Source organism: Zarconia navalis LEGE 11467, from assembly GCF_015207075.1.
GTDB lineage: Bacteria > Cyanobacteriota > Cyanobacteriia > Cyanobacteriales > Geitlerinemataceae > Zarconia > Zarconia navalis.
Window position 1 is genome coordinate 1 of record NZ_JADEXN010000096.1, and the last position, 11979, is coordinate 11979.

Below are 11979 nucleotides of genomic sequence, written 5' to 3' on the forward strand. Positions count from 1 at the left end.
CAATGCCGTCGCCAGTTCGAGATCTTCGGTCATCCAGGGTTGCGTTTGAGCGTTTTTTTTCTCGCGCCAGGTATCAAAAGACTGTCGGGGACGCTGTTGTTTTTCTCGGGGGTTGAAACGTCCGGCCCACAAACGCTCGGTTTCGACTTCCGAACGAAATACGCTCAAATAGCCCAAATGCTGTTGGCGATATTGTAGGGGTAACACGAGCAGACCGCGAATGGATGTAGAAAGAAACGCCGGCACGATTGGATTTAGATAGGGCGCGATATAAATATCGTCGATGGCATGAATGCGATCGACCTCTGGTGCCAACTTGAGATCCCATTGAGACCAAAATTCTTCGAGTTGACTTTGGCGACTGCGTTTGGGTTGTTCTCCCCAACAAACTAAGTGACCGTCAGCACCGAGAAACAAGCGACCGCCAATACCGTTTAGGGCTTTAACCGTTCCTTCGAGGGCGGCACTCAGTTCGATAGTCGGTTGGGCGTGGAGTAATGTGGCAATTTGGGTAATGGTAGCATCTCGCTTGCTTTTGGCTCTCGCCCGCGCGAGGAGATTGGACTGAGCGATCGCCAGAGAGACCCCATCGGCCACCATTTGCACCAGTTCGAGATCGGCGCGAGAAATTTCTCGCGGTTGGGAATGGTGGGATACCAGTAGCCCCCATAGCGGATCTCGGCGCGGTCGATCGTCGGGGGTAAATTCCTCATTGACCAAAATGGGGACGACTAGGGAGGAGGCGACCCCCATGGCTTCAAGATACTCTCGATGGCAGGGATCGAGAGAACGATCGTCGATATCTTCGCGTCCTTCTCCCACTAACGAACTGCGGGCGATGGAATTGGCGGTGCGATCGACGACGGAACGAACTCGTAGCTTGACAAACATTTCTCGAGCTTTCTCGGGAATATCATCGGCAGGAAAACTCAGCCCCAGCAAGGATGGTAAGCGATCGTTGTCAATGGATTCCGCAATTGCTTTGCCACTGCCATCCTCGCGAAACCGATACACCATCACCCGATCGGTTCCTAAAACCGACCGCACTTCCAAAGCCGTCGTCGCTAAAATTTCTTTGAGTTCTAAAGACTGACGAATGCGATGGGTAATACGGTGTAGCAACACTTCCCGCTCCAATTGCTTGGGCGGTGCTGTCGTGCTTTCTTTCATTCGTGTAAACCTTCCTTCCTAACGTTGACCGTTAGCTCGCGTCGAGCGAGATGCACGATTATCCATCGAAATTCCGAACTCGCTCGCGTGCTATGTCCTCAAAGGCAAAGCGAGCGACCCCCATCCTCTTCATCCTCGATCGCCCACATTTTGTCTCAAAGAGGTAAATGACTCGCACCAACAACACAACGTTACTTCTGTATCGTGAATTTCGCCTGAGAACGAGATTTTCATATTATAAATAATAATTTAACCTTTTAGGCAGTCTGTATTAATTAAAAATAATTTACGTCTCGGGAAAAAATAGATGTAATAATATTTAGATCTCTGTTTCGATAAAAATAAATAGCCGACAATTCAAATGCTTTTTTCTCCAGAAAAGTCGATCGATTTCACAATTCTCGATTTCTGAGATTTTTTCGATATCTACAAAACGCAAGATCTTTGATTCTGGTTCTGCATACGTCAATCGTACCGTATTCGCGCGATCGACAGTCATATGACTCCCACCCTACACCCCCTACCGATCTAGAGATCGGTTGTAGAGGAAATTGACTGGAGAGTGGATGTCAATCTCGGATGTGGCGATTGCTATCTTTTCTGCTGCATTTTATTTTCACCCTAATTGTGTCTGATACGTCTCTCCTCTCCATCCCATATTCCTCGATCGTTTCCATTGCCGCTACCGATGGCGAATTTCCTCGCGCACGCTCATCAGAATTTGTCCGAGGTGATTTTGACCGGTTTTATCTAAACCGCAACCCCAGAAGTAATCTCTCGGAGAGTCCTCTACGATCGATTCATCTCCCGTTGCCAGTAAAATCTGTTGAATATCTGCGTGGGTCAGAAATTTGGTTAGTACCGCCTCTCGCATCACCACAGTTTTCACCAAAGGCCAATCGGGACGACAGGTGCGGGCGAGATCTCGACCTAACTGTGCCGCCTCTTCTGGTGTTGGGGCATTTCGGATCGCAACCATGAGAGGTTCGTCCGTAGTACCGAGAAATTTGTGGGCTTGGTAATAATGCTCGACAGTTTGCCAATTTCGTCCGCCCAGATCGATACTGTGGGGAGAAAAGTTTGAAAAACAGCCATAAGGATCGCTCACTTTATAAAAATAGATAGTCATACCGATCGCGCGCGCGCAACACTCCGATTTCTTGACACTCCCCCACTTAAAAGATGGGGGATTCTTGGTTCTACGATCCGGACTTACTCAATACCCTTCGGGTTCACCAGTCGCTCATGGGGGTTTCCCCCAAGACCGGGCTGGCTCATCATTTCTGATAGAGAGCAGAGGTCTAGATCTCCCCAAGCTTTAGATCCCGTGTGCCCCACGGTACGTAGTCCTTTTATGAGGATGTTTCGGGCTGCATTCTCATCGCGGTCTAGAACACAGCCGAACTCACAAACGTGCGTGCGGGTCGAAAGTGACTTCTTGACTCGCTTCCCACATTCAGAGCAATCTTGGCTGGTGTATGCCGGGGGGACGGCGACAGTCACCTTGCCAAAAACTTGGGCAAAGTATTCAAGCCAGACCCGGAACTGATACCAGCCAGTGTCACTGATGGACTTGGCAAGTTTACGGTTCTTGACCAAATTGCGGATGGCTAAATCCTCGTAGGCGATTAAGTCGTTAGACAAAACTACGCACCGCGCCAACTTAACGGCGTGGTCTTTACGTTGCCTTTGGATTTTGAGATGTTGCCGCCCGACTTTCGAGCCAGCTTTTCGCCGGTTGTGACTCCCTTTTTGCTTTCGGGATGCTTGGCGTTGCAATCGCTTCAAGCGACGCTCCGACTTGCGGTAGTTGTGGGGATTCGGTGTCGTCTCACCGTTAGAATCGGTGTAGAACTCTTTCAAGCCCACATCTAACCCGATGGCGCGCCCGGTGGGTTCTACATCAGCAAAGCGGTCGCACTTAACCCCGAACTGGACGTAGTACCCATCGGCTCGACGCACAGCTCGCACCCGCTTAATATCCTTCTTTGGGTTGTAGTAACCGAGGTCGCGAGACCCCACCATCTTGAACCGACCCGCCTTGAAACCATCTGTGAAAGTGATGTACTTGCGGTCATCGCTGAGTTTCCAGCCCGACGTTTTGTACTCTACCGTTCCTCGTCGCTGATTTTTCTTAAACCGTGGATACCCTTTCTTACCAGGTCTACCTTTCTTGCTCCGTCTACATGGCGAATGCGATTCGCCGTAGGCGGTGCGCTTCTTGCAGTTGTCGAAGAACCGAGATACCGCAGCCCAAGCACGTTCGGCGTGAGCTTGTCGAGCCATTGAGTTTAGCTGACGTGCCCAGGGGAATTCAGGATTATCAGCTAGAACTTTACAGTAGGTATTGAGGTCGTATTTGCTAATGCCTTTGTTGTCCATCCAATAACGGATGCAGGAATTACGAACGAACAAGCCCGTGCGAATCGCTCCATCAAGAGCATTGTATTGATTGGGTTTTCCGATTAATTTTGCTTCGTAAATCAGCATGAGGATTGTTTATGAGTTCGACCTATATACAGAGTGACATGATAGGCTGAGTTTGTCAATAGAAAGTCGCTATCAACATGAGTGATGACAAGCAGTATCGCAAGACCCGTCATACAGTAGGAAGGGCAACGGTTCATCTGGTCTGGATACCTAAAAGACGAAAGCGCGTCCTGATTGGTAAAGTGAAAACTCGCTTATCAGCCATACTCTCGGATGTCGCAAAAGAAAAGGGGTGGGTGATTCTCGCGCTTGAAATCGCTCCTGACCACGTTCATTTACTTGTTGAATACGACCCGATTGTTGCAATTAATCAGGTTGTCAAAGCTTTTAAGGGACGATCGTCCCGGCTACTCCGTCAAGAGTTTCCGGAGCTGCTGAAGTTGCCCACCCTCTGGACTCACGCATATTTCTACGACACGACTGAAAAGGTCAGTAGCGCTACGATTACTGATTATATTAACGACCCTCACCACTATTAGGGGGATAAATCCCCTCTTCCGCTCGCCTACATCCCCCGGTGATGCAACGCGGTCTTGGGGGTTTCCCCCATGAGCGATTGCTGAACCCCTTTGGGGTTGAAACGCGGGGGTTTTGGCTCGCTCTCTATTTGGATAAAGGGGAAAATATTGAGCTTTTGTGAAAGTATCTCGGCAACGATCGCGACTTCGATCGGAGTTAGAGAGAGAAATTTATCGTTCTAGTAAAAATCGATCGGCATCGTTCAATGCGCGATCGATAGAATTGATTCGTTTAATCTGCCAGGCATTTCAGTGGCAAGATCGAGTGAAAAGATCCGTCTTAGCTTATCAGTTTAAAAATAAAATCTTGTCCAAAAAAGTAGGGATTTGATTACTCAATCACCTCTTCAACAACTTCTTCAACATCTTCGATGACTTCAATCACCTCTCTAATATCAATTCCCTCAACAGCTTCGGTGTCTTCAGTTTCTTCGAGAGCCTCAAATTCTCCAGTTTCTTCAATAGCTTCAGTGTCTTCAGTTTCTTCGAGAGCCTCAAATTCTCCAGTCTCTTCAACAGCTTCGGTGTCTTCAGTTTCTTCGAGAGCCTCAAATTCTCCAGTCTCTTCAACAGCTTCGGTGTCTTCCGTCTCTTCAAAAACTTCAAATTCTCCAGTTTCTTCGAGAGCCTCAAATTCTCCAGTCTCTTCAACAGCTTCGGTGTCTTCAGTTTCTTCAAAAACCTCAAATTCTCCAGTTTCTTCGAGAGCCTCAAATTCTCCAGTCTCTTCAACAGCTTCGGTGTCTTCGATCTCCTCATACTCCTGAGCTACGATCGAATCGAAATCTTCGCGGTCATTTGTAATTGAAGCAGCATTGAGAGGCCCGACGGCAACCATTGTAAAGCTTGTAGCAACGAGTGCCAAAAAAACTCGCTCTCGGGTTGTCAATAAAGATACAGACATATCGAAATTACTCCTCTCAAATTTCAAAGCTTAATCCTAATACAGATATATCTTTTTTTCAACTTAATGTAGAATTAAAAAAACTTATGCTTGAAAAAGCATAGATATATATAGACACAATCCAAAATCGAAAAAATTAGAATCAGTGCATACAGAAAAAAATCTAAAAATATGCTGTTTCTTTTTCGATCGAAGATGTGAAAGTTGTAGTCAATTGCGATTTGGGTGATTTCCGAGACAGAATATTTCCCTGAAAATCGGTTGTACTTTCTTTTCTAGAGAGCGCCTTAGAAGTCATGTGAGACTCAAATTTATCTAAAGCCGATTTAGTGAGTTGATATGGGCGCTTAGAAACAATAACTGGTTCACAGTCAATCTTTTCGACCGCGTAACGGTCTCTCCCCATCAGTCTTTATCCCGGATTCACTTCAGCTTGCAAGAAGTGTGAGATTCGCGAATCTGTTATTCTCATTCGGCTTCCTCAATACGGGCATCCAACCCCAAATCGAGAAACTCTTCAAGTAACGCGATCGCCCGATCTCGCTCCCCAAACGCACCGACTTGTATGACTTCTCGATTGCCGATTTTGGTATCGAACGCCTGGGGAACGATCGACCGCACTAGCGCCCGATCTCGAATGCTGCTCGCCTCAACGACAACCCGATAGGGCGTTTCGATACTCGTCGTCCGTTGAGATGCGGCAGATTGCGGGATAAGTTGGGGCGGGGGCATACCCGATACGTCATTTGACGGTACATAATTCGATGGAGGTTGCACTGCAACGATCGACACCTCTCCAGAATTGCCAACGGGAGCGTTGGGCCCTGGAACCGGTAGCGGCCCCAATGCCGGCACTAGTTCGCTAACCGATCGAGGACTGCTAAAATTTTCAGCCGGAGACCCAGAAACTGGCAAAATCGTTGGCGTTGAAGAAACATTCGGCAAGAATTGCGGACTTTGAGGCGAGGTCGGTGGCTTCATCGAACTCGCTCTGGCATTCGGTCTCCTCGAAACCGATAGATTGGGAGGCGGTAACTCTAGATTCACACCATCGAGTCGCGACGGTGGCACTGTCGGAGAACTGGAGGCAGCGGCGGGCGAAAATTCTGCGCTGGGGGAATTTTTCGAGTCTAATGGGGTGGCTAAGGTAATCAGGCGATTTGGCGTTAGCGGAATCGAAGTTCCGGCAGTTTGGGCAGAGTTGCTCGCAGACGCGCTGACCAATTCGAGTTCTGGCAGTTCCGGTGCGATCGGTTCTGGCGAACCAAAGTCGATATCACCTCGGGTTCGATCGGGAGACACTTGATTCCCAAAAGCCGCCACCATTGCTTGCCGGGAAGAGTTGTGCAAATCGTCCTCGCCATTGTCGCGAATCATATTGCCCCCCGGATCGTCGGGAGTTCCCAGATTCGATCGCGATTGAGCCATCGCCACCAATCCATAGCGATCGTTATCGGCAATTAAATTCCCTCGCAGCACCGGTTCCCCGTTTTGTTGGACGACCACTCCATCCTCGTTGTCGGTGATGCGGTTGCCAATCACTAAAGGGGCGGCGTTTTGGGCGATATAAATCCCCCATCCCGTTTCTTCAAATACATTGTCTCGCACATCCGGTTGAGCGGTTCCGGCAATGGTAATACCGTGGGTTCCGTTGTCTTGAAACTCATTATCTTGAATCAGCGGCGTGCTGTTCCCGCGAACGGAAATCCCATCCTGGGGATTCTTGCGAAACCGATTGCTGACAATTCTCGGACTCCCGGATTCGATCCACACGCCGTAACCTCGATCGTGGGGATTGGTTACACTCACACCGATCAAAGTGGCGGAGTCGGCCGCAACGATCGCGACGTTTCGACGTTCGGCTGCCGACTCGAAGATGAATCCCCCCCCGTATATTTCAATATCGTCTCCTCGCGTGCTGCGATCGCCCCGAACGGTAACGCCATCTTCAAGGCGCAGGGGAAATGTTTCTCCCGTCTCGATCTTATATTGACCCGGTGCTAAGATCACCGTTCCATCCTCTCCAGCAACTTCTAAAGCATGAGAAATGCTCCGAAAAGGTGCGTCGGGGCGACCGTTACCATCGAGATCGTCTCCCGAATCGGGATCGACGTAGATCGCAGTTGCCGATCGAGCATCCGCCTCGAAGGCGATCGGCGATGCAGGCGGCGACTCAGCCGCCAGAACCGAAGAGTCCCATACCCAGGGAGCGATCGCACCACATCCCAAACTCACTAACAGGGAAAAGGTCAACCGTACGGGATCGCGTGGATGTCGACCCTGGGAATTTTGACAAAAAATATCGTTCCAAAAGATAAACTTGAAGTTCGACGCAGACACATTCACGGCTCTTTCCCAATGCGATAGCTTTAGTGTGGATTTTCATCCATCTCAAAACGTCATACATAAAGAGGGGCGGGGATAATTCGTTCTTGATTTTTCCTTCCCCCTCTCCACTTTCGATTCCCAGTCGTATCCGTACACCAGCACGATCGTGCCAGACCCGGCTAGGTCTAGGTCTACTTTTTTCACGTCCAGTCACCGGTTTCCGGTCTAGACTCCTCTATATCGATCCGACTCTAGATTCTAAAACACCACACCATGAGATTTCCAGAGAGCTTCGAGCGAGCGATCGTACAAACCACATTTATCCTGATTCCCGTGCTGGCGCGATCGTTTTCAATCATTTAGATGGAGTCTCAAGGGACTCTTTTGAAGATCTAAAAAGAGCCGATCGCGACTTTTTTCAAAGATACACCCTATAAAATGTTCGATCTCGTGCTTAATAATGGCACAATTTTGACGAGTCGATCGCGCGATTGTCGCTTAAATTTTTGAATGCCAGTACGGTATCAGAAAAGGCGATCGCTAATTGTTAAGATTCGCAACGTTAGGAGATTTGTCATGGGTGAGCCAACTAACTGGGGCACATTTGCTCCACCCGCTCTGGGTCGCATTTTAGATGCCAATCTCGATCGCGCCCGCGAAGGATTGCGCATTGTCGAAGAATGGTGTCGGTTCGGCCTTGAGAGTAGCGCCCTGACTAACGAGTGCAAGGAATTGCGCCAAGCCCTCGCGAGTTGGCATACTGCCGAACTGCGAGAAGCGCGCGATACCCCAGGAGATCCGGGCACGGAGTTGACTCACCCCCAAGAGCGCGAACGCACGAACATCGAACAGGTACTAATCGCCAATCTTTGCCGGACTCAAGAAGCATTGCGGGTCTTGGAAGAATACGGCAAACTGTACCAACCGAAAATGGGTGACGCGCTCAAACAGATGCGCTATCGCGCGTACGCCCTCGAAAGTCAATTGCTCGCCAAGGGTCGCCAGCAGAAATTACAGCAGGCACCGTTATATCTGGTTACGTCTCCCAACGACGATCTGTTGGGGATTGTCGAAAAAGCCCTACAAGGGGGGCTAACGTTGGTTCAGTATCGCGACAAAGATGCCGACGACATCACGAGAATCGAGCGAGCCAGTGCGATTCGCCAACTTTGCCATCGCTATCGGGCGTTATTCATCATCAACGATCGGGTAGACTTAGCTCTAGCCGTGGATGCGGACGGGGTACATTTGGGCCAGCAAGATGTGCCGATCTCCTTTGCCCGCAAGCTGCTGGGGGCTTCTCGCATTATCGGTCGTTCCACGACCAACCCCCAGGAAATGAAACAGGCCATCGATGAAGGTGCCGATTATATTGGAGTGGGTCCGGTGTACGAAACCCCCACAAAAGCCGGAAAAGCACCGGCGGGTTTGGAATACATCCGCCACGCTGCTGCGAACTCTCCCATTCCCTGGTTTGCCATCGGTGGCATCGATATGAACAATATTCATTCCGTGTTCTCTGCCGGCGCGCGACGGGTTGCAGTCGTGCGAGCCATCGTCCAAGCAGAACAACCGATGTTGGCCACTCAGTATTTTCTCTCTCAACTGGCTTGGCTCGATACCATGGGTCAGATTGAAGGAACTCAAAGCGAATCAGATCGAGGCTAATTCTACAGGATTCTTCATTTATGGATACTTCTATCGCTTTACAAGTCAATGGAGAACCCCAGACTTGTCCCCCAAACACGGTTTTACCCGATTTATTGAAACAGATGAATCTCAATCCCCGTTTGGTTGCAGTGGAATACAACGGCGAAATTTTACATCGGCAATTTTGGGAAACCACGCAAATGCAGAATGGAGATAGACTCGAAATCGTGACGATCGTGGGGGGAGGATAACCCTCTTGTGTCAGACTCCGAAAAATGGGGGTCGAACCCTGATTCTCGGGTTCGGTGTCGTTGGCTGTCATGACGGAATTTCGTTAGAACTTCAGAAAGTGCCAGAAGAGGGATAAAGACTGAAAACTTAAAAATTTAGAATCGATCGATTTTTCCATCGCACGAGCACTTCACCGCTGGGTTTGCCCCTACAAAATTACCCGCCATCATTTCTGTGGTGGAGTGCTAGCCAGCATCGTAAAATAATTGGAGATTTCGGACAGATTCCGGTATACACGCAACCAAGATGAAATTTTTGACCCCAGCACAACAAACCACCTACAACAAAGTTGCCGGGTGGATGGAGGAACTCTTCGACCAATATCCTTGGGAAAAACTCGACGAACCCGGTTTTGGATTATTCTTGGGTTCGGCTTGGGTAGAAGTGCGTATTTATCCTTGGGGTGAAGATTTCGACGATACCATCATCAACACTCGATCGCGCGTCGTTACCGGTGCGTCTCTAGAACCGGGGCTGCTCAACTTTCTACTGCGGCAAAATGCCGAAATGCGGTTTGGCGCATTTTCTACCGATGCCAATGGCGATATTCTCTTCGAGCATACAATTGTCGGTTCGACTTGCGACCCCGAAGAGCTGGAAGCGTCTGTAGTGGCGGTGTTGGAAGCCGCCGATGAATACGACGATCGCATCGTGGAACGTTGGGGAGGAGAACGCGCCCTCGATCGACCGATTTAGACCCAAATTACAGACCCAATTACAGACTCGAGGGGGGTCGGACAATTTTGTCGGCGATCGAGTCCAAAAAAATGGCGAACGATATCGTTCGCCGTCGATCTATTAATTGTGTTGTTGTAGAGCAAGCAACTTTCGAGCTAGAGAGTTAAGCTTTGCGACGCTTTAGAGAAGACGCACCCAAACCAATAACACCTCCATCGTCCCAATTGTAAATAGCTGTTTTAGCCTGGATTATTCACAACGCCGAGCGTAAATGCCTCAAACCCTTAACAGTCGTTGAATTCGGGAATTGTCGATCGATTACAAACTGTGATGAAGACAAAACTCACCGATCGACTGATACTGAAGGCTTTCGGCTGTTTGGAGAAGGGTCTCATGAATAATGCAGGTTAGCAGAAGCGGGAGCAATAGCTGCAAGAGAAGCTGCGAGAACGATGGAACCGAAAATTGCGCTGTTTGCGATAACTTTTGAGAGTGGCATTCAATTAATCTTGAGTTTCTATACTTTAGATATTAAGAAGTAAAAAGCAGCACATCAATCAAGCTAATTTAAAATCTTAAAGAAACTCAATCTAAAAAGCTTAAATACGATTTTCAGAAAGAATTAATATAAATCTCAAAAAAAAATCAATCAAATTTAATTAAATATTTTCCTGAAATACAAAAAGTTATCGATAAGTTTTCAACTCTAAGCTTTTGGCTATAAAAAGGTCAGAATCGACACGGCGATCGCCAAAATTTGGCGATCGCCAATCTCGAAGCCAAACGTCAGAGTCGATCTCCTATGGGAAATCTTCCGAGCGAACACCCAGTTTGGCGTTAAAATGAGGTCTTAAAGATACTTCCCGTCTCCGGTTCCAATGACTACGACCCTCACCGATCTTGAAACCCAACTCGCCGACTTGGGCGATACCGCCCGAGAAGCGATCGCCGCTGCCGATACCCTCGACGACCTCGAACAACTGCGGGTCAGCTATTTCGGTAAAAAGGGTCAACTCTCCAAAATCCTCGGAGGTATGGGGAAACTCGACAAAAGCGATCGCCCCCGCATCGGCGCACTTGCCAACGAACTCAAACAAGCCCTCCAAACTGACCTAGAGCAAAAGAAATCGAGCTTGCAAGGGGCGCAAATCGAAGCCCAACTGGCGGCAGAAACCCTCGATGTCACCATGCCCGGAATTCTCCGTCCCCAGGGTTCGGTCCATCCCCTCAACGGGATTATCGATCGGGTCATCGATATCTTCGTCGGTTTGGGCTACACCGTGTCCAGCGGCCCGCAGATGGAAACGGACTACTATAATTTCGAGGCCCTCAACACGCCCCCCGACCATCCCGCCCGCGATATGCAGGATACGTTCTACTTGCCCGATGGGAACCTCCTGCGTACCCACACCTCATCGGTGCAAATTCGCTACATGGAACAGCACGAACCCCCCATTCGCATCATTGCCCCCGGTCGCTGCTGTCGGCGCGATACCGTCGATGCCACCCACTCGGCAACCTTCCACCAGATTGAAATTTTAGCCGTCGATCGCGGTTTGACCTTCACCGACCTCAAAGGAACCGTCAAAGAGTTCCTCAAGCAAATTTTTGGCGACGTGGAAATTCGCTTCCGGGCAAGTTACTTCCCCTTCACCGAACCCTCTGCCGAAGTGGATGTCCGGTGGCAGGGTAAATGGTTGGAAGTGATGGGTTGCGGCACGGTCGATCCCAACGTCCTCAAAGCCGTCGGTTACGATCCCGAAGTCTACACCGGATTTGCCGCTGGACTCGGTGTGGAACGCTTTGCGATGGTACTCCATAAAATTGACGATATTCGCCGCCTCTACAACAGCGACTTGCGTTTCCTGCGCCAGTTTTAAGAGCAGGGGGAAACTGGAAAATCGGGGGCGATTGAGGCGATTGAGGCTTCGGGGGCTACACCTTTAACTA

10 protein-coding genes are annotated in these 11979 nt (G+C 49.4%); 5 read left to right on the forward strand and 5 right to left on the reverse strand.

All coding sequences use genetic code 11. The features are described from left to right. The 3 genes from IQ235_RS07180 to IQ235_RS07190 form a co-directional block, all read right to left on the reverse strand. Window positions 1-1170 (reverse strand): GAF domain-containing protein (locus tag IQ235_RS07180; protein ID WP_264320802.1); only part of this gene is annotated, 1170 nt, incomplete at its 3' end. Window positions 1171-1852: 682 nt separating this feature from the next. Beyond that, entirely contained in the window at window positions 1853-2299 is a 447-nt protein-coding gene (gene ybiA / locus IQ235_RS07185; protein ID WP_264320803.1) for a riboflavin biosynthesis intermediates N-glycosidase, read from the reverse strand. A gap of 83 nt (window positions 2300-2382) precedes the next feature. Then, the gene (locus IQ235_RS07190) at window positions 2383-3660 is read right to left on the reverse strand and encodes an RNA-guided endonuclease InsQ/TnpB family protein (RefSeq protein ID WP_264320804.1); all 1278 of its coding nucleotides are present in this window, start codon (window positions 3658-3660) and stop codon (window positions 2383-2385) included. A 77-nt stretch (window positions 3661-3737) separates the two neighbouring features. Here IQ235_RS07190 and tnpA point away from each other — a divergent pair, with 77 nt between their 5' ends. Then, window positions 3738-4139 carry an IS200/IS605 family transposase gene (gene tnpA / locus IQ235_RS07195; RefSeq protein ID WP_264320805.1) on the forward strand — a complete coding sequence of 134 codons (402 nt, stop codon included), beginning with the start codon at window positions 3738-3740 and terminating at the stop codon, window positions 4137-4139. Between the two features lie 370 nt (window positions 4140-4509). On the opposite strand, the gene IQ235_RS07200 is transcribed toward tnpA, so the two are convergent. Further along, on the reverse strand, window positions 4510-5082 hold the full coding sequence (locus IQ235_RS07200; protein WP_264320806.1) for a hypothetical protein: 573 nt from the start codon (window positions 5080-5082) through the stop codon (window positions 4510-4512). Window positions 5083-5550: 468 nt separating this feature from the next. Beyond that, entirely contained in the window at window positions 5551-7335 is a 1785-nt protein-coding gene (locus IQ235_RS07205) for a DUF1565 domain-containing protein (protein WP_264320807.1), read from the reverse strand. A gap of 651 nt (window positions 7336-7986) precedes the next feature. On the opposite strand from IQ235_RS07205, the gene IQ235_RS07210 reads away from it, so the two are divergent. From IQ235_RS07210 to pheS, 4 genes are all read left to right on the forward strand, one after another. Beyond that, window positions 7987-9078: a thiamine phosphate synthase gene (locus tag IQ235_RS07210; RefSeq protein ID WP_264320808.1), complete on the forward strand. Its 1092-nt coding sequence runs from the start codon at window positions 7987-7989 to the stop codon at window positions 9076-9078. A 20-nt stretch (window positions 9079-9098) separates the two neighbouring features. Continuing rightward, a complete protein-coding gene (gene thiS / locus IQ235_RS07215; RefSeq protein WP_264320809.1) occupies window positions 9099-9311 on the forward strand; it encodes a sulfur carrier protein ThiS in 213 nt (70 codons plus the stop codon). A 286-nt stretch (window positions 9312-9597) separates the two neighbouring features. Continuing rightward, window positions 9598-10047 carry a T3SS (YopN, CesT) and YbjN peptide-binding chaperone 1 gene (locus IQ235_RS07220; protein ID WP_264320810.1) on the forward strand — a complete coding sequence of 150 codons (450 nt, stop codon included), beginning with the start codon at window positions 9598-9600 and terminating at the stop codon, window positions 10045-10047. 860 nt (window positions 10048-10907) lie between these two features. Continuing rightward, entirely contained in the window at window positions 10908-11909 is a 1002-nt protein-coding gene (pheS, locus tag IQ235_RS07225; RefSeq protein ID WP_264320811.1) for a phenylalanine--tRNA ligase subunit alpha, read from the forward strand. Window positions 11910-11979: the final 70 nt, after the last annotated feature.